This window comes from Streptomyces sp. CLV115 (assembly GCF_038448545.1).
Classification (GTDB): Bacteria; Actinomycetota; Actinomycetes; order Streptomycetales; family Streptomycetaceae; genus Streptomyces; species Streptomyces sanglieri.
In genome coordinates this window covers 1-27,000 of record NZ_JBCEWQ010000053.1, presented here as the reverse complement: position 1 = coordinate 27,000, position 27,000 = coordinate 1, and the positions used below count along the sequence as shown (strand labels likewise).

Annotated in this window: 22 protein-coding genes; 9 read left to right on the top strand and 13 right to left on the bottom strand. The window is 72.4% G+C overall.

Going from position 1 to position 27,000, the window contains the following annotated elements; translation table 11 throughout:
* Positions 1-21: 21 nt before the first annotated feature.
* Positions 22-2,097: an MDR family MFS transporter gene (locus AADR41_RS19620; protein ID WP_342282719.1), complete on the top strand. Its 2,076-nt coding sequence runs from the start codon at positions 22-24 to the stop codon at positions 2,095-2,097.
* 26 nt (positions 2,098-2,123) lie between these two features.
* Here the strand turns inward: AADR41_RS19620 and AADR41_RS19615 are convergent, their stop codons facing one another.
* The 4 genes from AADR41_RS19615 to AADR41_RS19600 all read right to left on the bottom strand — a co-directional run bounded on the left by AADR41_RS19615 (position 2,124) and on the right by AADR41_RS19600 (position 5,075).
* On the bottom strand, positions 2,124-2,573 hold the full coding sequence (locus tag AADR41_RS19615; RefSeq protein WP_342282718.1) for a YchJ family protein: 450 nt from the start codon (positions 2,571-2,573) through the stop codon (positions 2,124-2,126).
* Between the two features lie 467 nt (positions 2,574-3,040).
* Positions 3,041-3,850, bottom strand: a complete 810-nt coding sequence (locus tag AADR41_RS19610; protein ID WP_342282717.1) for an SAM-dependent methyltransferase — start codon at positions 3,848-3,850, stop codon at positions 3,041-3,043.
* A 128-nt stretch (positions 3,851-3,978) separates the two neighbouring features.
* The gene (locus AADR41_RS19605; protein WP_124720717.1) at positions 3,979-4,215 is read right to left on the bottom strand and encodes a DUF397 domain-containing protein; all 237 of its coding nucleotides are present in this window, start codon (positions 4,213-4,215) and stop codon (positions 3,979-3,981) included.
* Entirely contained in the window at positions 4,215-5,075 is an 861-nt protein-coding gene (locus AADR41_RS19600; protein WP_342282716.1) for a helix-turn-helix domain-containing protein, read from the bottom strand. The genes AADR41_RS19605 and AADR41_RS19600 overlap by 1 nt, the downstream gene beginning before the upstream one ends.
* A gap of 207 nt (positions 5,076-5,282) precedes the next feature.
* Between AADR41_RS19600 and AADR41_RS19595 the strand changes: the two genes are divergently transcribed.
* The 7 genes from AADR41_RS19595 (at position 5,283) to AADR41_RS19565 (ending at position 16,830) form a co-directional block, all read left to right on the top strand.
* Complete coding sequence (locus AADR41_RS19595) at positions 5,283-5,741, top strand: ATP-binding protein (RefSeq protein ID WP_342282715.1); 459 nt, start codon at positions 5,283-5,285, stop codon at positions 5,739-5,741.
* The gene (locus tag AADR41_RS19590) at positions 5,735-6,178 is read left to right on the top strand and encodes a hypothetical protein (protein WP_342282714.1); all 444 of its coding nucleotides are present in this window, start codon (positions 5,735-5,737) and stop codon (positions 6,176-6,178) included. The genes AADR41_RS19595 and AADR41_RS19590 overlap by 7 nt, the downstream gene beginning before the upstream one ends.
* A gap of 297 nt (positions 6,179-6,475) precedes the next feature.
* The gene (locus AADR41_RS19585) at positions 6,476-10,102 is read left to right on the top strand and encodes a WGR and DUF4132 domain-containing protein (protein ID WP_342282713.1); all 3,627 of its coding nucleotides are present in this window, start codon (positions 6,476-6,478) and stop codon (positions 10,100-10,102) included.
* Entirely contained in the window at positions 10,099-11,229 is a 1,131-nt protein-coding gene (locus AADR41_RS19580) for an ATP-binding protein (RefSeq protein WP_342282712.1), read from the top strand. The genes AADR41_RS19585 and AADR41_RS19580 overlap by 4 nt, the downstream gene beginning before the upstream one ends.
* Positions 11,229-13,598, top strand: a complete 2,370-nt coding sequence (locus AADR41_RS19575; RefSeq protein ID WP_342282711.1) for a DUF5682 family protein — start codon at positions 11,229-11,231, stop codon at positions 13,596-13,598. The genes AADR41_RS19580 and AADR41_RS19575 overlap by 1 nt, the downstream gene beginning before the upstream one ends.
* Positions 13,595-14,788 (top strand): VWA domain-containing protein, encoded by a 1,194-nt coding sequence (locus tag AADR41_RS19570; protein WP_342282710.1) that lies wholly within the window; start codon positions 13,595-13,597, stop codon positions 14,786-14,788. The genes AADR41_RS19575 and AADR41_RS19570 overlap by 4 nt, the downstream gene beginning before the upstream one ends.
* Positions 14,785-16,830, top strand: coding sequence for a hypothetical protein (locus tag AADR41_RS19565; protein ID WP_342282709.1), 2,046 nt, complete (start codon positions 14,785-14,787; stop codon positions 16,828-16,830). Before AADR41_RS19570 ends, AADR41_RS19565 begins: the two co-directional genes overlap by 4 nt.
* A gap of 3 nt (positions 16,831-16,833) precedes the next feature.
* On the opposite strand, the gene AADR41_RS19560 is transcribed toward AADR41_RS19565, so the two are convergent.
* The 6 genes from AADR41_RS19560 to AADR41_RS19535 all read right to left on the bottom strand — a co-directional run bounded on the left by AADR41_RS19560 (position 16,834) and on the right by AADR41_RS19535 (position 22,921).
* The gene (locus tag AADR41_RS19560) at positions 16,834-18,180 is read right to left on the bottom strand and encodes a 6-phospho-beta-glucosidase (RefSeq protein WP_342282708.1); all 1,347 of its coding nucleotides are present in this window, start codon (positions 18,178-18,180) and stop codon (positions 16,834-16,836) included.
* 132 nt (positions 18,181-18,312) lie between these two features.
* Positions 18,313-19,866, bottom strand: coding sequence for a cytochrome P450 (locus tag AADR41_RS19555; RefSeq protein ID WP_342282707.1), 1,554 nt, complete (start codon positions 19,864-19,866; stop codon positions 18,313-18,315).
* 68 nt (positions 19,867-19,934) lie between these two features.
* Entirely contained in the window at positions 19,935-20,549 is a 615-nt protein-coding gene (locus AADR41_RS19550; protein ID WP_124720727.1) for a GTP-binding protein, read from the bottom strand.
* The gene (locus AADR41_RS19545; RefSeq protein ID WP_342282706.1) at positions 20,530-20,901 is read right to left on the bottom strand and encodes a DUF742 domain-containing protein; all 372 of its coding nucleotides are present in this window, start codon (positions 20,899-20,901) and stop codon (positions 20,530-20,532) included. Before AADR41_RS19545 ends, AADR41_RS19550 begins: the two co-directional genes overlap by 20 nt.
* Positions 20,898-21,305: a roadblock/LC7 domain-containing protein gene (locus AADR41_RS19540; protein ID WP_093896207.1), complete on the bottom strand. Its 408-nt coding sequence runs from the start codon at positions 21,303-21,305 to the stop codon at positions 20,898-20,900. The genes AADR41_RS19545 and AADR41_RS19540 overlap by 4 nt, the downstream gene beginning before the upstream one ends.
* Positions 21,302-22,921, bottom strand: coding sequence for a sensor histidine kinase (locus tag AADR41_RS19535; RefSeq protein WP_342282705.1), 1,620 nt, complete (start codon positions 22,919-22,921; stop codon positions 21,302-21,304). The genes AADR41_RS19540 and AADR41_RS19535 overlap by 4 nt, the downstream gene beginning before the upstream one ends.
* A gap of 408 nt (positions 22,922-23,329) precedes the next feature.
* Between AADR41_RS19535 and AADR41_RS19530 the strand changes: the two genes are divergently transcribed.
* A complete protein-coding gene (locus AADR41_RS19530; protein WP_342282704.1) occupies positions 23,330-24,103 on the top strand; it encodes an IclR family transcriptional regulator in 774 nt (257 codons plus the stop codon).
* Between the two features lie 87 nt (positions 24,104-24,190).
* Here AADR41_RS19530 and thrS read toward each other — a convergent pair whose 3' ends face one another.
* From thrS to AADR41_RS19515, 3 genes are all read right to left on the bottom strand, one after another.
* Complete coding sequence (gene thrS / locus AADR41_RS19525) at positions 24,191-25,441, bottom strand: threonine--tRNA ligase (protein WP_342282741.1); 1,251 nt, start codon at positions 25,439-25,441, stop codon at positions 24,191-24,193.
* Between the two features lie 181 nt (positions 25,442-25,622).
* Positions 25,623-26,129: a MarR family winged helix-turn-helix transcriptional regulator gene (locus tag AADR41_RS19520; protein ID WP_342282703.1), complete on the bottom strand. Its 507-nt coding sequence runs from the start codon at positions 26,127-26,129 to the stop codon at positions 25,623-25,625.
* The coding region (locus AADR41_RS19515; protein ID WP_342282702.1) for an FUSC family protein at positions 26,126-27,000 on the bottom strand (875 nt) is incomplete at its 5' end. The genes AADR41_RS19515 and AADR41_RS19520, both read right to left, overlap by 4 nt.

Sequence of the window (27,000 nt, the reverse complement as noted above, 5' to 3'; positions counted from 1 at the left end):
GGGCGGTGTGAAGGTGCAAGCGTGACCACTGCCAGCGAGACCGCCACCGTCGCGCAGAGTGCCGCCGCGCCGCCCGTACTCGATCCGCGCCGCCGGAACATCGTCTTCGCGACGATCGTGCTGGGGATCCTGCTGGCCGCCCTGGACCAGACGATCGTCGGCACCGCGCTGCCGACGATCGTCTCGGATCTGGGCGGCGCGGCCCATATGTCCTGGGTGGTGACCGCGTATCTGCTCGCCGAGACCGTGGCGACGGTCCTGGTGGGCAAGTTCGGTGACCTGTTCGGCCGGAAGATCATCTTTCAGTTGTCGGCGATCATCTTCATCACCGGCTCGTTCCTCTGCGGTCTCGCGACCAACATGACGCTGCTGATCGTCTGGCGCGGGCTTCAGGGCATCGGGGCCGGCGGGCTGATGGTCACCTCGATGGCGCTGATCGCCGATGTGATCCCGTTGCGCGAGCGCGGCAAGTACCAGGGCGCGATCGGTGCGGTCTTCGGGGTGTCGACGGTGATCGGGCCGCTGCTCGGCGGGCTCTTCACCGACCATCTGAGCTGGCGCTGGGCGTTCTACGTCAATGTGCCGATCGCGATCGTGGTGGTCATCGCCGCGGCCCGGACGATCCCCTCGGTGAAGGCCGCGGGCAGACCTGTCATCGACTATCCGGGCATCGCGATGGTCACGGTCGGCGCGAGCGCGCTCATCCTGGCGACGAGCTGGGGCGGCAACGAGTACGCGTGGGGCTCGCCCGTCATCCTCGGTCTCTTCGCGGGCGGCCTCCTCGCGCTGGCGCTGTTCTGCCTCGTGGAGTTCCGGGCGCAGGAACCGATGCTGCCGATGCGGCTCTTCCGGAATCCGGTGTTCACGGTCTGCTCGGTCCTGAGCTTCATCGTGGGCTTCGCGATGCTCGGCGCGATGATCTTCCTGCCGACCTATCTGCAGTACGTGGACGGGGACTCGGCGACCCTGTCCGGCGTGCGGACGCTGCCGATGGTCCTCGGGCTGCTGGTCGCCTCGATCTTCAGCGGCAACGTGGTCTCCAAGACGGGCCAGTACCGGATCTTCCCCATCGTGGGCTCACTGATCATGGCGGTGGGCCTGTATCTGCTCTCCCGGATGGGCCCCGGCACCGGGGTGTGGCTGGAGTCGCTGTACATGCTGGTGCTCGGAACCGGCATCGGTCTGGCGATGCAGGTCCTGACGATCGCCGTGCAGAACACGGTGGACTACGCGGACCTGGGCACGGCGACATCGGGCGTGACGTTCTTCCGTACGCTCGGCAGTTCCTTCGGCACGGCGGTCTTCGGCACGATCTACGCCAACGCGCTGAAGCCCAATCTGACCGACGGCGTCGCGGCGGCGGCGCGGGCGGGCGGTGACCCCGCGGTACTGGCGAAGGCGGCGCAGAGCCCGGCGGGCCTGCACGCTCTGCCCGCCGCGCAGTCCGCGCCGCTGGCCCAGGCGTACGCAGACACGTTGCACACCGTCTTCCTGTGGACGGTGCCGGTCGCGGTGCTGGGGTTCTTCGTCGCGCTCTTCCTGAAGCAGGTGAAGCTGCGGGACACGGCCCGGGTCGGCTCGACGGACATGGGCGAGGGCTTCGCGCAGCCGGGCAACGCCGACTCGGCCAAGCTCCTCGAATTCGCCGTGGCCAAGATCCTGCACGGGGCGGGCCCGGACACGGCCCGGCGGATCATCGCGGACTCGGACACCCGGCTGGACATGGCGGGCGCCTGGGCGGTGATGCAGGTCGAGCTGTTCACCCGCATGGTCGGCCACGCGGGTCTGCGGCTGATCGCGACCCGGCACCGACTGCCGCCCGAGGTGCTGGTGCCGGTCTTCGACCGGATGATCGAGGAGGGCTATCTCACCGGCGACGGTCATGTGTTCACGCACACCGCCGCCGGGAGCCGGGAGGCGGCGGCGATCACCGACGCCTGGGCACGGTGGCTGGGCGAGCGGCTGGACGAGCACGGGACGCGGGCGGACGACCGGCAGCTGCGGGCCGCGGTGGACGTGATCGCCAAACGGCTGCTGGCGGAGGATCTGGCACAGGAACTGTCGCCGCAGAAGGCCCTGGCGGGAACGGCGGGCTGAGCGGGATCCGCCGCCGTCCGGTCACGTCAGTCGGCGAAGACCGCGGTCGCGTACACCCAGGCGCCGTCGTGCCGGACGAAGCGGCTCTTCTCGTGGAGGGAGTCCGGCCGCCCGTCGTCCGTGAAGTGCGCGCGGAAGGTGACCGTGCCCGTGGTATGGAACGCACTGCCGTCGGTCGTCTCCAGCACCTCCAGGCGCACCCATCGCAGCCCGGGGTCGAAATCGAGGGACGGCGGCCTGGTGTCCGGGTGCCAGGTGCGCAGCAGATACGCCTCGTCCTGGACGACGAAGGCGGCGTACCGGGAGCGCATCAGCGACTCGCAGGTCGGCGCGGCGGCGCTCCCGGCGTGCAGCCGGCCGCAGCAGCGCGCGTAGGTCGCGGGCAGGCCGCACGGGCAGGGCGATTCCGCGGTGACCGCGGAGGTGCGTGCCGCGGCGGGGGCGGGCCGTCCCGGTCGTTTCGTGCGTCGTGACATGCGTCCATTGTGACCTGCGGCGAGGCCGGCTCGGGGGACCGGGGTGAACCCGCGGCGGTGTGCGCCGGGGGTCGGTCCGGTACTGCGGCGGAAGGGGGTCCGCAGGTTGGCCGTCGTGCCGAGTCCGCCGGCCCGGGCGACCACGTCGAGGCACTCCGGCGGCCGCCGGGCGAGTGTGATCCGGCGTTCGGCCGGGCGGGGTCGTGCCGAGCTGGGCGCGCACGATGCGGGGTCCGGTGTCCGGGGCGGCCGCGCTCCCGGCCGCGGTGATGATCCGGCCCTCGTCGACGAAGAGCACGTCGGGGTCGGGGCGGACCAGCGGTGGACGCGACGACCGGCCATGGGCTGGGGAGCCGAACGGGGCGGGCGCCTGCCCGGCGCGGACACCGTGCCGGAGCCGGTGGCGGCCAGGACCTCCTGGTCCAAAACGGCGCGGGACCGGCCGGACCCGGAGGGTGCGGCGTCGGTCAGGGCTTGCGGGCGACGCCCGCGTAGCCGGGGATCGGCTCGTCGCCCGGGACCTCGACGACCTCGCCGAGCTCAGGGTGCCAGTCCGCGGAGAGCGAGACGCCGGGCTCGACCGGTTCGAGCCCGTGGAAGAACCTGGTGAACTCGGCGTGGGAGCGCAGCCGCAGCGTCATCCCCCGGGCCCGGTACATGGCGGACGCCTCCTCCGCGCGCTCGGGGTCGAAGTCGCCGGTGGTGTGCGAGAGCACCAGATAGCTGCCGGGGGCGAGCCGTTCGACGAGTCGGTCGACGAGCTCGGCCGCACCGTCCTCGTCGTCCAGGAAGTGCAGCAGGGCGAGCAGCGACAGGGCGACCGGCCGGTCGAAGTCCAGCACCCGGCCGGCCTCTTCGAGGATGGCTTCCGGCTTGCGGGCGTCTGCCTGGATGTACTCGGTGGCGCCCTGCGGAGTGGAGCGCAGCAGGGCCGCCGCGTGGGCGAGAACGATCGGGTCGTTGTCGCAGTAGACGATACGGGCGTCCGGGGCGGTCGCCTGGGCGATCTGGTGGAGGTTCGGCTCGGTCGGTATGCCGGTGCCGATGTCCAGGAACTGGCGGATGCCGTTCTCGGCGAGCCATCGGGTGGCCCGGTGCATGAAGGCGCGGTTCACCCGGGCCATGTCCCGCCCCCGGGCGTCGAGGGCGAGCAGCTGCCGGGCCATCTCTTCGTCGACCGGGTAGTTGTCCTTGCCGCCGAGGAACCAGTCGTACATCCGGGCGGGATGCGGCTTGGTGGTGTCGATCTCGATGGCTCGGGGGTCGTGCCCGGTCATAGCGCGCTCCAAGGGTCCAGAGGTCGGCGAACAAGCAAGAGTCTGGGGCCGGGACGGCCCCGGCGCCGCGGATTCGGGCAAGAAGACCGCTCCGGGTGCGGGGCCGGCCCGCCCGGGAGGCCGTGGAATCAGGTGAGAAGGAAGTCCGCCTGACCGGACTTGGCGCCCTGGATGAAGGCGGCGATCTCGCGTGGGGAGTAGATCAGGGCCGGGCCGTCGGGATCGGCGGACTGGCGTACGGCGATCCTGCCGTCGGACAGCTTCATCGCTTCGACGCAGTTGCCTCCGTTCCCGCCGCTCCACGGCTTGTGCCAGCCCTCGGAGCCGAGTTCGGCGGCCGGCATGCCGTTGTATATGGGATCCATCACAGCTCCTTGCGGAAGTCCCGGAGGATTTCCTTCGTGCGTTGTGCAGTTGCGGCCTGAGCCGCCATGCGGTCCATGACTTCGAGGTAGGAGGCCACCTCGGGGCGCGCGTCGAAGTAGACGGCACCGGTCAGGTACTCGCTGTAGACCATGTCGGGGAGTTCGGGGACACCGAAGCGGAAGAGGACGAACGGGCCGTAGGTTCCGGGGTGGTGTCCCGTCGAGAACTCGGCGATCTGCAGGGTCACATGCGGCAGCTCGGTCGCTTCGAGCAGCCGGTCGATCTGTTCCCGCATGGCCTCGACGCTGCCGACGGGACGGCGCAGCACCGTCTCGTCCATCACCACCCAGAGTTTCGGGGCGTCCGGCCGTGTCAGCAGGGACTGGCGCTGCATCCGCAGTGCGACATGGCGTTCTATGTCCTCGGGTCTGGTCTGGCCCACGGCCCCGGTACGCATCACCGAACGCGCGTAGTCCTCGGTCTGGAGCAGTCCGGGGACGAAATGCGGCTCGTACATGCGCAGGAGGCTCGCGGCGCCCTCCAGGCTGACGTACATGCTGAACCAGTCGGGCAGCACGTCGTGGAACCGCTGCCACCAGCCGGGCTTGTTGGCCTCCTCGGCGAGCTCCACGAAGGCGTCGGCCTCGTCGTCGCCGACCCCGTAGGCCTTCAGCAGCATCTGTACATAAGGGATCTTGAGAGCGACCTCGGCGGTCTCCATCCTGCGTATCGTCGCAGGTGCGACCCGCAGCACCTTGGCAGCCTGGTCACGGCTCAGGCCGACACGCTCCCGCAGATCCTGCAGGCGCTTGCCGAGAACGACCTGACCCACGGTCGGGGCGGACCGCGGTTCGCTCACTTCAGACCTCCCCATGCGCTGTTTTTGAGCAGTGTGCCATGTGCGGGCCGACCAGAACACAGCCACTCTGAAAATTTCAGAGTGCCCCTTGCCAAGTGTTCACGACAGGGGGAGAGTTGGTGAGTGAACCAGTTCACGATGTCGCGACCGCTCCCATTCCCATGGGCGTGCGGAGCGTGACGCAGCCCCCACTGTGAGGAATCGGTTGTGGCACCTGGCAGTGCGCTCATCCCCCGGCTCATGGATCTCAGTCCCGGGACGGAGGCGCTCCGGTACTGCTTCGCCCTGCCCGCGCACCCCGAATCGGTGGCGGGTGCACGGCGGCTGACCAGGGCCCGGCTCGACCAGTGGCAGCTCGACGCGGACGCCCATGACTCGGCGATCCTGATCGTTTCGGAACTGGTCACCAACGCGGTCGTGCACACCATGAGCGCTCGCGTGCTGTGCGAGCTGCGCTGTCTCGACAGACGGCTGCGGATAGCCGTGCAGGACCAGGGGCACCTGCCGGGCGGACCGCAGCTGCGCCGTACCTCCGACGACGAGCACGGACGCGGCCTGCTGCTCGTCGACACGATGTGCAGTTCCTGGGGTTCCCGCGACGCGGGCAACGGCTCGGGACGCATCGTCTGGGCGGAACTGCCGCACGGCTCGGAGCGCCCATGCTGAAGAACGCGATGTCCCATCTCCTCGGCACCCGGCGCCCCCGCGAGCTGCGGCCCGCCGCCGGCCCGGTCGGCACGGTCCGGCTGCCCCTGCCGCCCGCGCTCTCGGCGAGCCTGGGGTGCGACGCGGTGGGGGTGCCCGCCCGGTACGGCTTCCGGCTGATGTCGCACCTGCCGCGCACCGGCTGCGTCTTCGCGGACGCCGAGCGCTGGTGGTGGATCGTGCCCGCGGGCTCCGACCTCGATCTGGACTGGCCCGCGCAGGCCTGCTACGCGAAGGGGGCGTTCGTCCCCGCGGTCCGGCCCCGGCTGATCCACCAGCCCGACAACCGCACGCCCTACACACCGCCCATCCCGCTGTTCCTGATGGTGTGCCAGGTCACCGGTGTGGCGCCGTCCTGGGCCCCGTCCGGCGGCGAGCGAGCCGTTTCCGCTCCGTGACGACGGGGGGCGGGACCACCGGATTGCGGTGAGGCGCGGATCGATGGCGTACGTGGAGTCGGGGCGGTGCGGTGCGCCGGGACGGCCGCGCACCGAAACGGTGCTCCACGGACCGTCACCGTACGGAGCCATGCCGTGCGTCGCGATGCGAACAAGCGCCTCGGCCAGCCTCTGACCTGCGGTTCTGCTTGCAGGACACCTCGGTCACGCTGCGTTGTCAGTGCTCCGTTCTACTGTGGCACCACTGATCGAAAAGCCCGCTGCGGAGCGGGCTGCGGGCGGGAAGGGGGCGGAACTGTGCACCGCTGGGAATATGTCGAGGGCACCGCGTCGAAGTTCTGGGAGACCGAGGCCGAGGGCGCCGTGGTGACGGTGCGCTACGGGCGGTGCGGGAGCGAGGGCCGTACACAGGCCAAGGAGTACCCGTCGGCCGAGGCCGCCGCCGCCCAGGTCGTCAGGACGATCGCGGAGAAGGAGAAGAAGGGGTACCGCGAGGTCGGGGCGTCCGCTTCGACGCCCGCCGCCCCGGACACCACGACCGTCACCGGTGCGGCTCCGGCCGAGACCGCCTCCGCCTCCGCCACGGTCGTGGACGACAGCGCGACCGTTCTCCCCGACGAGGACACCTTCACCCTGCCCGACAACTGGAAGCGGGCGCTGCACCCCCGGCGCGGCGGAGCGCGCCGCGGCCCGGCCAGGGCGAAGCGCGAGACGTTCGAGGCGATCGAGACCAAGCTCGCGGAGGACGCCGCCTGGATCGCGGAGTTCGCGGACTCGCCGCGTTCGGACACCGCGGCGGCCGAAGCACTGCGCGCGCACCTCGGCGCAGACCCCTGTCCGGCCGGTGCGGCCGCGCTGACCGCGATCATCGACACCTCCGGATGGGCGGACTTCTGGTCCGAGCGCTACGGTCTCCCGTTCGCCGCCCGGGCCGCGACCGAAGTGTTCTCGGTCGACGCCGACTGGCAGCAGAGCGGCCTCACCCGGGGAGCACCCCGGCTCAGGGCGCTTCCGGGCCCCCGCCACCAGTACTGGGCCTGGCACCACCGAGCGCCGATCGACCGGGTCCGTGCGCTGCTCGCGGCAGCCGACGAAGCCACCTACCGGGCGGCGGTCGAGGCCCTGGCCGAGTGCCGCACCGACACCCTGCGCAGGATCATCGTCTGCTATCTGGTCCCGAGCGAGACCGGCTGGGTCGACGAGCTCTGCGCGGATCCGGCGGTGCACGCCGAGCAGGACCGCACGCTGCGTGCCATGGTGTTCAGCTCGCTGTACTCGGCCGACCAGATGGCCCTGCTGCCCTACCGCCCGGACTACACCCTCGGTGTCGCCACCATCGCCACGGTCGCCGAGGGCGTCGGCCCCGCCATCGCTCCGGCGCTGGCCGACACGCTCGACGGCACCCACTACTACTCGGACAGCGTGAAGCTCGCCGCCGGCGCCCTGGTGGAGCTGCCGACGGACGACGCCTTCCTCGGCCTGCTGGCGCACGCGGACTCCAAGCACGTCCGCCCCTCGCTCCTCGAAGCCATGCGCCGCTATCCGGTACGGGCGGTGCGGCTGCTCGCCGCCGATGCGGTCGGCGGTCCGGCGGCGGCGTCCCGGTCCCGGCAACTGCTCCGGAGCCATGTCGGTGCCCACCGCGACGTGGTGTCACTGGCGCTCGGCGATCTCGGCCCGGAGGTCGTGGAGATCATCGAGCCGCTGCTGAACCCGGTGGATCTGGTCGCCGACGCACCGGCGGACGCCCTGCCCGCCGTGCTGACGGCTCCCCCGTGGTCCCGGCCCCGCACCACGGTCAGGGCCAAGCCCGTGTCCGGGCTGACCGCGGTCTGCGAGCCCGTGCTGGAGTGGCTGCCCGAGGAGCGGGAGGCCTGGGCGGCCACCTCCTCCTGGTACACACAGAATCGCGACAAGGGCGACATGCACGAGTACATCGACGTGCTGCGCCAGGAGTCGCCCCCCGGTGATCTGCGCTCGGCGTGGGTGTTCGTGCACGGCGACGAGGACGTGGTCGCCCCGCTGCTCGCCACCTGGGATCCGGACGATCTGTGGGACGGCGAGGACACCCTCAAGCCGATCGCCGCGCGTTTCGGCCTGGCAGCGCTGCCGATGCTGCTGCGCGCCGTTCCCAGGCAGCCGAGCGCGCTCGCCCCGCTGTTCCTGCCGTACGTCGACGCGGACGTCGCCCGGCACATGGCCGACTGGGCGGTCCGGCTGAAGTCCACCGCGTCGACCGCCCGTGCCTGGTTCGCCCGGCACGGAGTGGCGGCCGCGCCGCTCCTGGTCCCGGCCGCCGTGGGCAAGGCGGGCGCCGCGCGGCTCGCCGCCGAGCAGGCGCTGACATCGATCGCCACGACGCACGGCGACGAGGTGGTGCGCGAGGCCGCCCGGACGTACGGTCCGCAGGCCGCGGCAGCGGTGGACGAACTGTTGGCCGCCGATCCGCTGGAGCGTGCGCTGCCCGCCAGGATGCCGGTGCTGCCGGGTTGGGCGGAGCCCTCGGTGCTGCCGCAGATCGCGGTCCGGACCGGCGGTGCGCTGCCGGTGGCGGCGGTGCGCAACGCCCTGATGACGCTGGCGCTGTCGAAGCCCGGTGAGGTGTATCCGGGGGTCGCCGCGCTGACCGGGACGGCCGAGTCCGCCTCGCTCGCGGAGTTCGCCTGGGCCCTGTTCGAGCAGTGGCGGATGGAGAACATGCCCGCGAAGGAGTCGTGGGCGCTGCACGCGCTGGGGCTGCTCGGCGACGACGAGACGGTCCGCCGGCTCACCCCGATGATCCGGTCCTGGCCCGGTGAGTCGGCGCACCACCGGGCCGTCGAGGGCCTCGATGTGCTGGCCGCCATCGGCAGCGACGTGGCGCTGCTGCATCTGCACGGCATCGCGCAGCGGGTGAAGTTCAAGGGCCTCAAGGTACGGGCCGGGGAGAAGATCGCCGAGGTGGCCGCGGGACTGGGGCTGACCGGCGAGCAGCTGTCCGACCGCCTCGTGCCCGACCTCGGGCTGGACGCCGACGGTTCGACGGTCATCGACTACGGCCCCCGTTCGTTCACGGTCGGATTCGACGAGCAGTTGCGACCGTATGTGCTGGACGGAGACGGCAAGCGCCGCAAGGACCTGCCGAAGCCGGGTGCCCGCGACGACGCGGAGCTCGCCCCGGCGGAGCGCAAGCGGTTCATGGCGCTGAAGAAGGATGTCCGGACGATCGCCTCCGACCAGGTGCGGCGTCTGGAGGCCGCGATGGTCACCGGACGTTCCTGGACCGCCCAGGAGTTCCAGGAGCTGTTCGTCGGGCATCCGCTGCTGTGGCACCTGGTGCGCCGGCTGGTGTGGCTGAGCGACCTGGAGGACGGGACGCGCAGCGCGTTCCGCGTCGCGGAGGACCGTACGCTCGCCGACGCGGAGGACGACGTCTTCGACCTGGCCGATGACGCGACGGTGCGGCTCGCGCACCCGCTGCACCTCGGTGACGAACTGGCCGTCTGGTCGGAGCTGTTCGCCGACTACGAGATCCTGCAGCCGTTCCCGCAGCTCGGGCGGGGTGTGCTCGCGCTCTCCGAGAAGGAGACCGACGAGTACCGGCTCGCCCGGTTCGAGGGGCTCAAGGTTCCGATCGGGAAGGTTCTCGGACTGCAGCGGCGCGGCTGGGAACGCGGGGTGCCGCAGGACGCCGGGGTGGAGCGCTGGATCTCCAAGCGGCTGGGCGAGAACTGCTTTCTCGTGATCGCGCTGGACCCGGGCATCGCGGTCGGCGTGGTCGACATGTTCCCCGACCAGACCCTGGAAACGGTCTGGCTCGACAGCCGGCCCGACGATCACTGGAGGCGTGGCGAATATCCGCACCGCTTCGCCGGCCTGGACGCGGTGACCGTGTCCGAGTTCCTGAACGACCTGGCCGAACTCACCGAGGACGTGGCGTCGTGACCGCGCGGAAGGAGACCCGTGCCGGGGCGCCGGGCGGCGGGGAGGAGCCGGTGCAGCGGCCCCCGGCCGAGGTCCGGTACGCCGAGGAGCTGGCGGCACTGCGCGCCGGCGACCGCGATCCGCGTCCGCCGGGCTGGGAGCTGAGCCTGCGTGCGGCGCGCCGGTTCGTCATCGGTGACGCGGACACCGGCATCGGACGGAAGTTCGTCGGCAACCCCTCGCTGGTCGACCGGGCCCTGGTGACGCTGGCGACGAACCGCGGGCTCATGCTGGTCGGCGAGCCGGGCACCGCCAAGTCGCTGCTCTCCGAGCTGATCGCGGCCGCGGTCAGCGGCGACTCGACCCTGACGGTGCAGGGTGGCGCGGCCACCACCGAGGACCAGATCAAGTACGGCTGGAACTACGCGTTGCTGGTCGCCGAGGGGCCGTCCACCCGTTCGCTCGTACCGGCCCCGATGCTGCGCGGCATGGCGGAGGGCAGGCTCGTCCGGTTCGAGGAGATCACCCGCTGCCCGCTGGAGGTGCAGGACTCGCTGCTGTCGCTGCTCTCCGAGCGGGTGGTGGCTGTCCCCGAGCTGACCGGGCCGGACGGCATGGTCTTCGCCCGGCAGGGCTTCAATGTGATCGCCACCGCCAACACCCGGGACCGGGGCGTCAACGAGATGAGTGCCGCGCTCAAGCGGCGGTTCAACTTCGAGACGGTCTTCCCGATCCCCGACCTGGACACCGAACTGGCCCTGGTCGAGGCCGAGGTGACGACCCTGCTGCGGCGCTCCGGGGTGGAGCCGCCGCCGGACCGGGATGTGCTGGAGGTCCTGGTCGGGACGTTCCGGGAGCTGCGTGCCGGGGCCGGCGAGAAGGGCGGTGCCGGTGCGGACCGCCCGTCGGCGGTGATGAGTACGGCGGAGGCCGTGTCGGTCGCCCACGCCGTGGGGGTACGCGGCTGGTTCCTGCGCGGCGAGCCGGGCAGCGCCGCCGACGTGGTGGCGTGTCTGGCGGGTACCGCGGCAAAGGACAGCCCGGAGGACCTGGCCAGACTGCGCCGCTATCTGGAGCAGCAGGTGCCGCGCCGCCGAGGACCGCAGTGGAAGGCCCTGCACGACGCACGCCATCTGCTGGCCGACTGATGTCCGCGGTGTTCCTGGGGGTGCGTCACCACTCCCCCGCCTGTGCACGGCTCGTCGCACGGACCGTCGCGGAGCTCCGGCCCGCCCAGGTGCTGATCGAGGGTCCGGCCGAGATGAACGGGCGGCTGGACGAGCTGCTGCTCGGGCACGAGCTGCCGGTCGCGGTGTTCAGCCACTACCGCGACAAAGAGCGGTCCGCGACGTCCTGGGCCCCGCTGTGCGACTACTCGCCGGAGTGGGTGGCGCTGCGGGCGGGGTGGGCGGCCGGGGCGCGGGTCCGCTTCATCGATCTGCCGGCCTGGCATCCGGCGTTCGCCGAGCGCACCAACCGCTACGCCGACGCGGAGGCGCGTTACGCGGAGGCGACGGAGCGGCTGTGCCGGCGGTTCGCGGTGGACTCGTCCGACGCCCTGTGGGACCGCCTGTTCGAGGTCGAGCCGGACCGTGGTCTCGCCGAACGGCTCGACGCGTACTTCGCGCTGGTGCGCGGTGACGCGGAGGCCGACGCCGGCGACCGGGCGCGGGAGTCGTACATGGCCGCGTGGGTGCGGGCTGCCGTGGCGGCGGCCGGTGACCGGCCGGTGCTGGTGGTCACCGGTGGTTTCCATCAGCCGGCGCTCCGCGCGCTCACCGCGTCCGGTGCGCGGGACGGGGCGGACGGCGACGGCTGGGAGCGGGGCGCGGACGGGTGGCCGGTGGTTCCGGCCCCGCCGGACGGCGCCATGGCCGGGAGTTTCCTGGTTCCGTACTCCTTCCGGAAGCTGGACGCGTTCGCCGGGTACCAGTCGGGGATGCCGTCCCCCGGCTACTACCAGCAGGTGTGGGAGGCGGGCCCCGAGGCCGCGGCGGACGGCCTGCTGCGGGTGGTCGTCGAACGGCTGCGGGCCCGGAAGTACCCGGTGTCCACCTCCGATCTGATCGCCGCCCGCAGCCTGGCCGAGGGCCTGACGGCGCTGCGCGGCCATCCGAGCCCCGCCAGGATCGATGTGCTGGACGGCCTGGCGGGCGCTCTGATCACGGACGACCTGGACCGGCCGCTGCCGTGGACCGGCCGGGGCACGCTGACTGCGGGGGCCCATCCCGCGGTCGTCGAGATGGTCGCGGCCTGCGGCGGCGACCGCACGGGGCGGCTCCATCCGCAGACTCCGGCGCCGCCCCTGGTGCATGACGTGGCGGCGCGGCTCGCCGGGCTGGCACTGGACGGCGGCCCGGAGGCGACGTACCGCCTCGATCTCACGGACGCCACCGACCTGGAACGCAGCCGGGTGCTCCACCGGCTGCGGGTGCTGGGTGTCCCCGGCCAGGTGCGGACCGCCGGTCCCACGCACGGCGTCGACCCGGTGTTCACCGAGCGCTGGGAGGCGCAGTCCGCCCTGGGGCGCGAGGCCGCGCTGGTGGAGGCGGGGGCGTACGGGGCCACCCTGGCCGAGGCGGCCGCCGTCGCCCTCACCGAGCGCACCCGCAGCGGTCCGGCGGGAGCCGACGGTGCGGCAGGGGCGCTGTTCGACGCGGTGCTGTGCGGAATGGGCGGCTTCTCGGAGCAGCTGCTCGAAGAACTCTCCTCCTCTGTGAGCGAGTTGCAGGTCACCGGCCCGCTCGGGGAGATACTCGCCACGGCTCTCGGGCTGTGGCGGCACGACCGGGTGTTCGGCATGGTGCGCGGTCCGCTGCTCGCCGCCGTGATCGACGGGGCGACGGAGCAGCTGCTGTGGCTCCTGGAGGGTGTGCGCGGCTCGCCGGGGGTGGATTTCCCCCGGCTGCGGGCGGTGGTCGCGGTGCGCGACGCGGTGCTGCACGCGCCGGAGTTGCTCTCCGTCACCCGTGAGGTGGTGGCCGGGGTCGCGCGGCGGATCGCCGAGGACCCTCGGGCCCCGGTCGATGTGCGCGGGGCCGCTTTCGGGCTGGCCCGGTCCCTGGGCCGGGCCCCTGGGGCCCCCGGCGCGTCCGGCGATCCGGCCCGGGTGGTGCGGGCGGTGGCGAGGTCCGGAGCCGATGCGCTCGGCGACTGGCTGGCCGGGCTGTTCGCGCTCGCCCGCGACGAGGTGACGGGCGCGGTGGGCAACGACGACGGCCGTGGAACGGACGGCGCGTCCGAGTCACTGATCGATGTGCTGGACGGCCTGGTCAGCGCGTTGTCCGACGAGGAGTTCCTGTCGGGGCTGCCCGCATTGCGGCAGGCCTTCGCCTTCTTCCCGCCGCGCGAGCGGGACCGGATCGCCGCGCGTCTGCTGGAACGGCGAGGAGTGCGCGGCTCCTCGCGTTCCCTGCTTCGGACCACCGCGGATCCCCTGCTGATCGCCCGGGCCCGCGCCCTGGAGGAGTCCGTGTCCCGACTGCTGACCCGCTACGAACTGGATGCCGCCCCATGACCACGCCCGAACAGGAGCCCGGCCGGGCGCCCGGGCCCGAGAAGGGTTCCGGCACGGCTCCCGACGCGGGGCTGGAGCGCTGGCGGCTGGTCCTCGGCGCCGCCGCCGAACGGCACACCGGACAGCCGGGTCCGGCCGACGCCGGCCGGGACGCCGCGCTCGACTGGCTCTACGGCCGCGACCCCGGCCTCACCCGGCGCGGGGTGCGCCGCTCCGGCTCGGCCCCCCGGACGGGCGGCGACGGGCCGTCCGCGGTGACCGCGGTCGACTGGCTCGACGACATCCACCGGCTCTTCCCGAAGGAGACCGTCGAGCGGCTGGAGCGGGACGCCGTCGAGAAGTACGGCATCCAGGAGATCGTCACCGACCCCGCGGTGCTGGAGCGGGTCGAGCCCAGCCAGACCCTGCTGCGTGCCGTGCTGCGCACCAGGCATCTGATGAACCCGCAGGTGCTGCGGCTGGCCCGGCGCATCGTGGAGTCGGTGGTGAGACAGCTCATGGCCAGGCTCCAGCCGGAGATCCGCCGGGCGTTCCACGGCACTCGCTCCCGCCGGCCCAGCCGGGTGCCGCTGGCGAGGGACTTCGACTTCCGGCAGACCGTGAAGGCCAACCTCGCCCACTACCAGCCGGACGAACGGCGCCTGCTCATCGAGCGCGCCCACTTCCACTCCCGCACCCGACGCCATGTGACGCAGTGGCAACTGATCCTGCTGGTCGACCAGTCGGGCTCGATGGCCGGATCGGTCATCCACTCCGCGGTGACCGCCGCGTGTCTGTGGGGCCTGCCCGGCCTCAAGACACACCTGGTCGCCTTCGACACCCAGGTGGTGGACCTGACCTCGGACGTGACCGATCCGGTGGAGCTGCTGATGCGGGTCCAGCTGGGCGGCGGCACCGACATCGCACGGGCCGTGGAGTACGGCGCGGGCCTGGTGGAGAACCCGCGCCGTACCGTGGTCGCGCTGATCACCGACTTCTACGAGGGCGGCGACCCGTACCGGCTGGTGCGGGCGGTGCGGGGCCTGGTGGAGCAGGGCTCGACCGTGCTGGGGCTGGCCGCGCTCGACGAGGACGCCGACCCGGACTACGACCGGGTGACGGCCGGGAAGCTCGCGGCGGCGGGGGCGCACATCGGGGCGATGACGCCTGGCCGGCTCGCCGAGTTCGTCGCCGAGAGGCTGGGCCGATGACCGAGCCGATGACTGCCGCAGGTGCCGCCGCCGCGCGCCCCGATCTGCTCGCCCTCACCCAGGAGACACTCGCGGCGCTCGCCAACCGGGGCCTGGTCAAGCGCGCCGCGAAGGAGCTGGACGCGGGGACGGTGCCCGTGCTCACGACCGATCCGGACACCACGGTGCGGGCCAGGTTCGGCGACGGCACCACCTCGGCGCTGCCGCCCGGCACCGGACTGGACGAGGGCGACTGCAGCTGCGCCGCACCGGGCGTGTGCCGCCATCTCATCGCCCTGGTGCTGGCTCATCAGCGCAGTGCCGAGGCCGATCCGGCCGGCTCCCCCGCCGCGTTCACCGACTGGTCCCCGGGCAGCACCGACGACGACGCGCTCACCGGCGCGGTCGGCACCCGCCCGGTCGCCTCGGCGCGGCGCGCCCTCGACCGGGGCTATGCCGCTCTCGTGCACCGCCCGACCCCCGATCGTCCCGAGCCCCGGGTCGAGCTCCCCACCTGCACGGTGCGTTTCCCGGTGCCCGGCGAGATCGCCCACGCGTTGACGGACGCGGCCGCCGCGCTGCGAGGTGAGGTGGTGGCGCTGGCGGTCTGGGCGTTCCGGGCCGCCGACGCCACGGACACCGACGAGCGTTCCGTGCCCGTCCAGGTCGGCGGCCGGGCCACCGCACCGTCCACGGCGCTGTCCGCGCTCGACGCGGCCCTCGGGCCGGCCGACGAACTGCTGGCGGAGGGCGTGGCCCATGTCGGCCCGGTGCACGGCGGAGCCCTCGCCCGCGCCGGCGCCGCGCTGACCGCCCGGTCGGTGCACTGGCCCGCGGGCGCGATCACCGAGCTGGCGGAGCAGCTCACCGCGTACGCCGAGCGCACCGCCCGGTACCGCCCGGAGTCGGTCGCCGCCCTGCTCACCGAGGTGCACGCCCGGCGTCGGGCCGCCGCCCGTCCCGGCGTGCTCGGCACCCGCGAGGCCGGGGACACCCCGCTGCGCCGGGTCCGGCTGGTCTCGCTCGGCTGCCGCGTCCACGGCACCGGGCAGTCCCTGACCTCCGAGGTGTACTTCGCCCACCCCGGCGCGGGCACCGTACTCGTGCTGCGCAAGGCCTGGACGGCCGCCGAGGGCAAGGAGCTGTCCGCCCACCGGCTGGCCACCCGTCGTGTCCTGGGCACCACACTGGCCTCACTGGCCACCGGGAGCCTGGTCAGCGAGAGCGTCCGGCGCACCCCGAGCCGTGCGCTGACCGTGGCCCGGGGCAGGCTCGGCGCGACGACCGTCACCCCCGTCGGCGCGGCCTGGACCGAACTGCCCGAGCCCCTGCTGGTACGGGACGTGACCGCACTGGCGGAAAGCTGGAACAACAGGCCGCCGCGGCTGATCCGGCCCCGGGTCGAGGCGGAGGCGGTCCATGTCGTCGAACTGTCCGAGGTGGAGAGCGTCGGTTACGACCCCGCCGAGCAGCGCCTGGAAGCCGTGGTGCGGGATGCGGCGGGGGGCCGGGCGCTGGTGGCGTCGGAGTACCGGCCGGAGTGCCCCGGTGCGCTGGACGCCCTGGCCGATGCCCTGGAGGGCGGCGCCACGCACATCAGCGGTTCGCTGCACCGGTCCGGTGGTGGGGTGCGGATCGATCCGCTCGGCGTGCTCACCCCGGCGGGGCCGGTCGTGCCGGATCTCGCCGCCGGTGACGGCTCCGCGGCCCTGGCCGCGGCGGTGCGGCGGCCGTCCGATCCGCTGACCGCGGCGCTGGAGGAGGCGATCTCCGCGATGTCGGCGGTGCCGCACAGCGGGCTGCGCCACCTCGGCGTCCCCGCCCGCGCCCGGATCGACGAGGCGGCGACCGCGCTGTCCCGCACCGGCCTGACCCGTGCCGCGACGCTGCTGCGTGCCTTCACCGAGGCGCTGGAGGACGGGGCCCTGCCGGCCGGGGAAGCCCTCGCGGCCCGTTCCCGGGCGTGGCTGGACGCCCAGCTCCACCTCCTGGTCAGCAGCGAACTCCGCTCCGACGGAACGGAGTCCGGGACACCCGGGAAACCATGGAACGTGTCCGGGTAGTACCTACGGGCGGTTCAGATAGGCGAGTTGGGGATGGACCTTGAGGTAGCCGTCGACGAGGCGTCCGGCCACGGTCACCGAGTCGACCAGCGGGTGCAGTGCGAAGGCCTTCACCGCGGTGGCGCGGGATCCGCTCGCCGCCGCGTCCAGCACCGCGCGCTCGACCGCCTTGACCGCGGTGACCAGCCCGACGGCGTGGTAGGGGAGCGGATCGACGGCGACGGGGTGGGCACCGTTGGCATCGACCAGGCACGGCACCTCGATGACGGCGTCCGCGTCGAGCACCGGGAGCGTGGTGCGGTTGCGGACGTTGAGGATGAGCGAGGTCCGTTCGTTGCGGGCGACGGCCCGCATCAGGGCGAGCGCCACCTGCTCGTAGCCGCCGGACTCCAGATCGCTCTCCTCCCGTTCGCCCACCCCGGCGACCTCCCTGTTCTCCGACATGTAGGTGGCCTCGCGCTCGGCGCGGGTGCGGTCCCAGGCGGGCAGGGCGGAGGTGGCGGGGTCCTTCATCCGGGCGTAGAAGCCCTCCTGCTGCTCCCGCAGGAAGGCGCCGCGGGTCTGCTCGGCGTCCTGGTAGGCGCGGACCGCTTCCCGGTTGAAGTAGTAGTAGTGCAGGTATTCGTTGGGGACGGCGCCCAGCGACCGCAGCCAGTCGGTGCCGAAGAGCCTGCCCTCCTCGAAGGAGCCGAGGAGTTCCGGGTCGGCGAGCAGCCTCGGGAGTTCGTCCCGCCCGTCGACGTAGAGTCCTCGCACCCAGCCCAGGTGGTTGAGCCCGACGTAGTCGATCCGGGCCCGGTCCGGGTCGGCACCGAGCACCCGGGCGATGCGGCGGCCGAGGCCCACCGGGGAGTCGCAGATGCCGATGACCCGGTCGCCCAGGTAGTGGGACATGGCCTCGGTGACCAGGCCGGCCGGGTTGGTGAAGTTGATGACCCAGGCCTCGGGGGCGAGCCGCGCGATGCGCTGCGCGAGGTCGACGGCCACGGGGACGGTGCGCAGTCCGTACGCGATGCCGCCCGCGCCGACCGTTTCCTGGCCGAGTACGCCTTCGTCGAGGGCGACCCGTTCGTCGGCCGCCCGGCCTTCGAGGCCGCCGACGCGGATCGCCGAGAAGACGAAGTCGGCGCCGCGCAGCGCTTCGTCGAGGTCGGTGGTGGCGGTGGCAGCGGGGGCGTCCGGGACACCGGCGGCCTGTTCGCCGAGCACCCGGGCCACGGCGGTGAGCCGGTCGGCGTCGGTGTCGTAGAGGGTGACCGCGTCGACGCGGCCTTCGGCGTGATCGGCGAGCAGCGCCCCGTACACGAGTGGTACCCGGAATCCGCCGCCGCCCAGAATTGTCAGCTTCACGCTTGTGCATGGTACGGGGACGGGACCGGTCCGGGGGCCCGGCAGCGTCCGGCCCGGTGGCCGTGGACGCGAAAGTCCTCGGTCACCGGGCCGGACGGCGTTGCCGCACCCGTTCCCGGGGGGCGTGTCGGGTCAGTTGCCGCTCCACCACCGGGAGACGGCCCGCCAGAGCCTCGCCGGTGCGGATTCGCCGCGCTGCTGCGGGATCCCTCCGACGGCGGAAGGGGCGGCGGCGGGGCTCCCGGATTCGTCGACGGCGGTGGCCGTGGACGTCGTGCTCATCGGGGCGGTGGCCGTGGCCCGGCCGGGTGTGGGCGCGGTGTGCCGGACGGTCGACTGCACCTCCCAGTCCTGGCGCGGCGTATTGGGCCTGCCCATGGAAGGCGGTTCCTTGTCGTCCTGCGGCGGGCGGGAGGCGAAGTCGGCCGGCAGCTCCACCAGGTGCCTGCCCATGATGTTGCCGACCCAGCTCAGCTCGCTCTCCTCGACGGCGAGTTCGAGGTCGGGCAGGCGCATCAGCAGGGCGTCGACGCCGACGTCCGCGATGGCTCGCCCGATGTCCTGCCCGGGGCATTCGTGGGGGCCGCCGCTGAACGCGAGGTGGGCGCGGTTGCCCGCCATGTCGGCGCCCAGATCGGGCCGGACCACCGGGTCGGTGTTGGCCGGCGCGATGCCGACGATCAGCGCGTCGCCGGCCTTGATCTGCTTGCCGCCGAGCTCGGTGTCGCCGACCGCCCAGCGGCCGAAGACCGCGGTGAACGGCGGCTCGTCCCACAGCGTCTGCTCGACCGCTTCGGGGACCGTCATGTGACCACCGCTGAGCCTGGCCCGGAATCGGGGGTCGGTGAGCACCATCCGCAGGACGTTGGCGATCAGGTTGGCGGTCGCCTCGTAGGAGGCGATGAGGACCAGCCGGAGGTGCTCGCTGACCTCCTGGTCGTTCAGCCCTGCGGGGTGTTCGACGAGCCAGGTGGCGAAGTCTTCCGCGGGTTCGCGCCGGCGGCGCTGGACGAGCCGGGTCAGCGCGTCCAGCACATAGGCGTTGCTCGCGACGGCGGTCGCCGTGCCGCGGGTCATGTCACGGGCGGCCTGGACCATCCGGTCGTTGTACTCCTCGGGCATGCCGAGGATCGCGCACATCACCATCATCGGCAGCCGCTCGGCGAACTGGCTGACCAGGTCGACCCGGCCCTGCTGGCAGAAGTCGTTGACGAGCCGGTTGCTGTAGCGGTTGACGTGGCGGCGGACGCCGCGGGTGTCGATCCGGCCCATGCTGTCGGTGACCGCGCCGCGCAGCCGCTCGTGGGTGGCCCCGTCGGCGAACACGCACACCGGCTGCCAGGTGAAGATCGGGGCGAGCGGGTGGTCCGGGGCGACGCTGCCGTCCTGCAGCGCCCGCCACCGCCGGGAGTCGCGGGAGAACTGCGAGGGGGTACGGGTCATGTGCAGGTTCTCGCTGTGTCCGAGGACCAGCCAGGCGGGTACGTCCCCGTGCAGCAACACGGGGGCCACGGTGCCGTGTTCGGCTCGCAGCTTCTCGTAGAGCCCGTGGGGGTCCCGCTCGGCCTCCGGGCCGTAGAACCGGCGGAGTCCGCCGGGGCCGACGCCGAGGCCGTGCGCCGGGCATCCGGGGGGCGGAACCGGCCCGGGGGCCGCTCCGGGCTCGTAGTGGAATGGGGTTGTCACGATCGCTCCAGGGATCAGGCCGAGTACCGGACGGATGGGGATGCGCGAGGGGGGGGGTGGTACTGCGGTCAGGCGAGCGGGAGGGCCAGACTGTGCAGATAGCGCATCAGGGTCATCAGCACGTCGCGGCTGGAGCCGCGCAGTCGGGCGTCGCAGTCGATCATCGGAACCTCGTCGGGGAGGTCCAGTGCGGTCCGCAGCGCCTCGACGGGGTGCTTCGGGGCGCCGGGGAAGGTGTTGACGGCGACGACGAACGGCACGCCGCGCTCCTCCAGTCTCCCGATGACGTCGAAGCTGACTTCGAGGCGGCGGGTGTCGACGAGGACCACCGCGCCGAGGGCTCCTTCGAACAGGCCGTTCCACAGGAACCAGAACCGTTCCTGGCCCGGGGTGCCGAAGAGATAGAGGATCAGCTCCTCACTGATGGAGATCCGGCCGAAGTCCATAGCGACGGTGGTGGCGGTCTTGCTCTCCACCCCGAAGTTGTCGTCCACGCCGACGCCGGCCTGGGTCATGGTCTCTTCGGTGGTCAGCGGCCGGATCTCGCTGACGGATCCGACCATGGTCGTCTTGCCGACCCCGAACCCGCCGACGATCACGACCTTCACCGCGGCTGTCGCCGTGGTGGGAAGGACGTCCTCGCGCCGGGGGCCGGTGATCGTGTCAGAGCTTCTGAAGTCCATGCATCACCGCTTCGAGAAGGGACCTGTCCGGGAGGGTGGCGCGGACGATGGGTGCGCGCGATTCGATGAGTCCGGCAGCGAGGAGTTCGGTGAGGAGCGCGGTCACCACGCTGAAGGGCAGACCGAGGTATGCCGAGATCTCGGCGACGGATAACGGTGCCTGGCACAGCCGCAGGATCACGGCCTGCTCGGGCTGGACCGTCGGCGTCGGCTGTGCCTGCGCGACGATCATCGTGACCAGGTCGAGCTGCGCCCGCTCGCTGCCGTCGGGATCGCCGGTGATCACATACAGCCGTTCCGGATCGCTCAGAGCCGGATCGGCTTTTCGGCGTTCTCGTCGGGGAGAGTTCATCCGGCCTGCCCGTCGTGGCGCGGCGGGCTCGTCAGGTGGGCGCCAATCCTGACGACCATGTCACGCATCCGCGATCCGACGAGCCCCGCGTCGACCGTCTCACCGGCGAGCACCGCGAGGTACGCGCCCGTTCCGGCGGCCATCAGGTAGAAGAAGCCGCCGGTGACCTCGATGACGACCAGCCGCATGAGCCCGTCGCTGTAGGGGATTTCGGAGGCGACGGCGGCGGCCAGGCTCTGCAGTCCGGCACAGGCCGCCGCGAGGCGGTCGGCGACATCGGGGTCGCCGCCGTGCCGGGCGATGCGCAGACCGTCGGCGGAGAGCACCACGATCTGGTGGATGTCCGGTACGTCGTCGGCCAGTTCCTTGAGCATCCAGTCCATGTTTCCCCGCTGCTGGATCACTTCAGGTCTCCCTTGTCCCACGCATCGTCAGAGTCTTCGTCGGTCCTGGGGTCCTGCGGCACGCCGTTGACCGCGTTGGTGAAGGCCTCCAGCCAGAGCCCGGGAGGCTGCTCCTTGCCGCCGCCCTCACCGCCGGGACCGGGTCCGTGGCCATTGGTGTGGCCGTTGTGCCGGCCTGCGGCGGGTTCGGCGGGCTGGGCCGGGAGGTTGTGCGAGCCGAGCGGTGCCCGGCCGCGGCTGCGGCGTTGCGGAAGCCCGCCCGCGGTCCATTCGGTCACCACCGGGATGTCGTCCTCCATGGCGGCGGGGGGCAGGACCGGCCGGGTGGCGGGTGCGACCGGCCCGGTGGCGGGTCGCTGGGCCACGGGGGTACGGGGCTTGCGGCGGGCCGGCACGACGTGCTTCATCGCCTCCTGGTCGATGTCGCTGGTGGGCCTCGACGTGGCGCCGATGCCGTGGGCGATGCCGGGAGCGGGTCCGGTGGTGATCATGGCGCGGGGCACGATGAGCACGGCGCGGACACCGCCGTAGGCGGACTGTCGCAGGGAGACCTGGAGGTCGTACATCCGCGAGAGCCGGCCGACGACGGCCATGCCGAGTCGAGGGGACTCGCCGAGGTCGTTCATGTTGGAGCCGGCCTGGGCCCTGGCGAGCATGTTCTCGGCCCGCGAGCGGGCCTCCTCGCTGAGCGAGACGCCGCCGTCCTCGATCTCGATGGCGATGCCGGTCTGCACCTCGACGGCGGTGACGTGCACCCGGGTCTGCGGGGGCGAGTACCGGGTGGCGTTGTCGAGGAGTTCGGCGCAGGCGTGGATGAGCGGCTCGACGGCGGTGCCGATGATGGCGACCTTGGCGATCGAGTGCAGGTCGACCCTGGGGTATTCCAGGATCCGCGACATGGCGCCGCGCAACACGCTGAACAGCGGTACGGGCTTGGGCCACTGGCGGCTGGGCCGGGCACCGCCGAGCACCGCGATGGAGTCGGCGAGCCGGCCGATCAGTGCGGTGCCGTGGTCGATGCGGAGCAGGTCGTCGAAGACATCGGGGTTGCGCCCGTGGTGCTCCTCCATCTCGCGCAGTTCACTCGCCTGGCGGTGGACGATCGCCTGGACGCGACGGGCGACGTTGACGAAGGCGCGCTGCGCGGAGTCGCGCATCGCCTCCTCGTTGTCGATGATGTGCAGCACCGTGTAGACGAGGGTGCGCTGGGCGTCGGGCAGGTCCCGGTACATCTCGTCCGCGTCGACGACGTCGCGGAGCACCTCTTCGGGCGAATTGCCCACGCGCAGCCGGTGGATGGCGGCCGGCAGCAGCTCCTTGCTGATCCGCACGGTCTCGTCGTCGTGGGTGGCGATGCGCCGTTCCAGGTCGGCGAAGCGGCGTTCGTACACCGCGCGCTGGGCACGCAGGTCGCGCGCCCGGCGGGTGAGTTGGACACTCAGGGCGGCGACCACGACGGTGGCGACGGCACCGCACCAGACGACTGGTATCCGCGCGGCCGTGGAGGCCAGTGCCGCCGCGGCGGCGGTGGCGCCGCCCATCAGGAGCACGGGCAGGAACACGGCGCGAGCGACGGAGGATTCTCGGTCGCTCGGCGGTGATTCAACACGAACCATCTAAGACCTCTGGCGGTTGATTCGGGAGGTATGCACGCTTGCAGGACAGTCGGGAACAAGCGCTCGAATTCATATCAACTCGACTTCACTGCGCGTGAGCTTAGTCAGATCGAATCAGTGCTTCGGCACATTCACCCAACCCCCTGCGCGAGCGCTCCAGCGGTAATACACTCACGAGTTTTTACACACACCGCCGTCAGACGTGCACGGGGAGTGACAGGCGGGGCAATCCGTCGGTGCCGGGGGTCGGGCGTACCGGGGCGCGGGACAACGTAGGCTCGGAACAAGGAAGTTCAGAGATTTCGGTCCGGTTGGTCACTCGCTTCCGTCCCTCAGCACGGGACATGCGCACAGGTGATCGAACTGCATCGAAAGGGGCACATTCGAGCGAAGGGGAACCGGCACACCATGGGACCGAAACGGAGCTACACCATCGAATCGCTGGACACCGGGCTCCGGTTGATGCAGCTCTTCCTCGCCCATGACACGCTCACCGTCTCCGAGGCCGCCGAGCTGCTCTCCGTCGGCCGGTCCACCGCGCACCGGGTGCTCAGCACGCTGGAAGGACGCGGTTTCGCGATCCGGGACTTCTCCGGCCGGGGCTACTCGGCCGGTCCGGAGCTGGTCCGGCTCGGCCGCCCGGCGGGGTTCGGCCCGGCCGTCCGCGAGCGGCTCGCGGCGGTGCTGGAGGACGCGGTGCTGCGCACCGGCGAGACGGTGCAGTGCACGGCGCTGAGCGGCGACCGGATCATCGTCACCGACGGCCGCGAGTCCCCCCTGCCGGTACGGGTGATGGCGCAGCCCGGCAGTACGCACCCCGCCCACGCCACGTCCGGCGGGAAGCTGCTGCTCTCCCGGATGACGCCGGAGCAGGTCTGCGCCCTCTACCCGTACGAGGAGCTGCCCGCGGCCACGCCGGACGCCCTCGCCTCGCGCTCCGCGCTGCTCGCCGAGCTCCAGGAGATCCGCTCCCTCGGATACGCGCTCAGCCGCGGGGAGTCGGTCCGGGGCATGCACACCGTGGCCGTGCCGCTGACGGGGTCGAGCTGGCGCGACCGGCTCGCCCTGATGGCCTCGGCACCCGCCGATCGCGGGGACGACGCGGCGCTCGCCCGCCTGGCCGGAGAACTCCGCTCGTCCGCCGCGCTGCTGGACACGGACCGAGTGGTTCCGGCCCGGTGACCACGGGTGCGGGTGCGCCGGAGCGGACCGCCGGAGCGCGCCGTCCCGCCCCGGCGCCCGGCTCCGGCGGTCCGCCGCCGGCGTCGCCTACAGCCGGAGTTCGACGGCGTGTGCTTCCACCAGGGCGGCGATCCGTGCGAGGGCCTCGTCCGCGGGCCGCGACGCCGGCCGGCTTCCGTCGCGCAGGCGCAGGGCTACCTGCCCCTCGGCGGCCTCCCTCGCTCCGACCACCGCCTGGCAGGGCACCAGACGGGCCTCCCGGACGCGGGCCGAGAGGGTGCCGCGTTCCGGTCCGGCGATCTCGGCCCGCAGCCCCAGTTCGGCGCACTGCCGGGCGAGCGCCTCGGCGTCGGGGAGTTCGGCGTCGGAGATCGGGATGATCGCCAGCTGGGTGGGTGCCAGCCAGGCGGGGAAGGCCCCGCCGTGCACCTCGATCAGCTGGGCGACGGCCCGCTCCACACTGCCGACGACGCTGCGGTGGATCATGACCGGGCGGTGTTTCGCCCCGTCGGCACCGATGTAGTGCAGGTCGAACCGGTCCGGCTGGTGGAAGTCGATCTGGACGGTGGAGAGGGTGGACTCGCGCCCGGCGCCGTCGGCCACCTGGACATCGATCTTGGGGCCGTAGAACGCGGCCTCCCCCTCGGCGGCCTCGTAGGGCACCCCGGAGCCGTCGAGCACCTCGGTCAGCAGGGCGGCGGACTTCCGCCACATCCCGGGATCGTCGACGTACTTCCCGCCCGGTCCGGGGAGGGAGAGCCGGTAGCGGGCCGCGCTGATGCCCAGCGCCCGGTACGCCGCGCCGATCATCTCCAGGGCGGCCCGTGCCTCCTCGGCGACCTGGTCCGGGGTGCAGAAGATGTGCGCGTCGTTCAGCTGGATGGAGCGCACCCGGGTCAGCCCGCCGAGCACTCCGGACAGCTCGGAGCGGTACATGCCGCCCAGCTCGGCCATGCGCAGCGGCAGTTCGCGGTAGCTGTGGGAGCGGGAGCGGTAGATGACGGCGTGGTGCGGACACAGGCTCGGCCGCAGCACGACCTGTTCCCCGCCCAGGTCCATCGGCGGGAACATGTCGTCGCTGTAGTGCGACCAGTGCCCGGAGATCTCGTACAGCTCTCGTTTGCCGAGCACCGGCGAGTACACGTGCCGGTAGCCGGCCCGCCGTTCGGCGGTGCGGATGTACTCCTCCAGGGTGTGGCGCACGGCGGCGCCGTCGGGCAGCCAGTACGGCAGTCCCGCGCCGATCAGCGGGTCGGTGTCGAACAGGCCCAGCTCGCGGCCGAGCTTGCGGTGGTCGTGCATGGCGGTCTCCTCGCGTCGTCGGGCGGGTGACCGCAGGAAGAAGCCCCGGGGCACTCGCCCCGGGGCTTCTCACTGCACAGTCGTCAGCGCGCCGGGACACTCTCCGGCGTCGTCGTCATGGCAGCGCGCTTCATGCGGTGGACGTTAGCAACGGCGTGCGGGAATCCGCACGGGTTTTTCCGGGGCCGTCGGAGCCGGCCCCGGCCTGCCCCCGTGCTCAGTGCCGGACGCCGCCGATGCGTCCCTCCAGTTGCACCAGCAGCTCGCTGAGCTGGGCACTGAGCCGGGCGCGCGACTGCTCGTCGAGACCGGACAGCACCGTGCGCTCGTAGGCGAGCTGCCGGGGCAGCAGCATGTCCACCAGCTCGCGCCCCTCCTCGGTGAGGCGGATGTGGTTGACCCGGCGGTCGCGCTCGTCGCCGCGGCGGTCGACGAGGCCGCGCTCCTGGAGGATCCGCAGCCGCTTGGTGACGGCGGCGCCGGACGAGAAGGTCTCCCTGGCCAGTTCGCCGGGGGTGAGTTCGCGGTCGGTGCGGCGTACGGCGCCGAGCAGGTCGAACTCGGCGCGGGTCAGTCCGGCGGCGCGCAGCGGGGCGTCCTCCGCCTGCTGGAGCAGGGCGGCGCAGCGGTTGATCCGGCCGATGAGTTCCATCGGTCCGGTGTCCAGTTCCGGGTTGACGGCCTGCCACTGCCGTACCACCGAGGCGACGATGTCGTCGGTCACACCGCTCCGTTCTCCGGGGCGCGGGCGATCGGCCCCCGCCGTGTTGCTGTCGCGGCGAGCGTACGGTGTCCGGCCTGCTCGGCCGCGAGGACCCGTTCCTGGGGCAGTGCGCGCTGCCACCATTCGCCCGCGGCCGTGTCGTCCGCCTCGCGCAGTTCGACGAGCGAGCCGGTCAGCCTGCGGCGGGCGGCGTCGAGCGCGGCAGGCGTGGGCTGCGGGGCGGCCAGCGCGTGTACGACGTGGGCGCGGGCCAGGTCGGTGGCGGCCAGCGCCTTCTCCAGGCGTCCGGCGGCGCGGCGGTTGGTCACCAGCACGGCGGCGAGTATGCCCACCCCGGCGCCGATGACGGTGTCCAGGACCCGGTCGCCGACGAGTTCGCCCGCCGGGTGGGTGCCGCCGAATTCCAGCACCAGCAGGGCCATCGGGGTGACGGCGACGGAGCCGAGCCAGTAGTTGCGGGTGATCAGCGCCTCGGCCGCGAAGCCGAAGAGGAGGCAGAAGCCGATGAGGGCCAGCGGTCCGGTGCGGCTGACCGGGAGGACGGCGGCGAAGACGAGGACGCCGAGCAGATTGCCGAGGGTGCGCTGGAGGGCCCGGTTCCAGGACAGGGTCACATTGGCCTGGTACAGGGAGGCGGCGGTGACGATCGCCCAGTAGGGGCGGCCGACGCCGACCGCCTGGGAGACGTATCCGGCCAGGGCGCAGCCGAGGAGCGCGCGGGCGCCGATGGGCAGCAGCGGGGATCCCGGGGCGAGGCTGCGCAGCAGCGCGCGGCGGGCCTCGCGACGGCTTCCGCTCCGCCGGGCGGCCCGTTCGGCGTCGATGCCGAACAGTTCCTCGGTCGTGCCCGGGGCGGGCGGCGGGGTGGGGA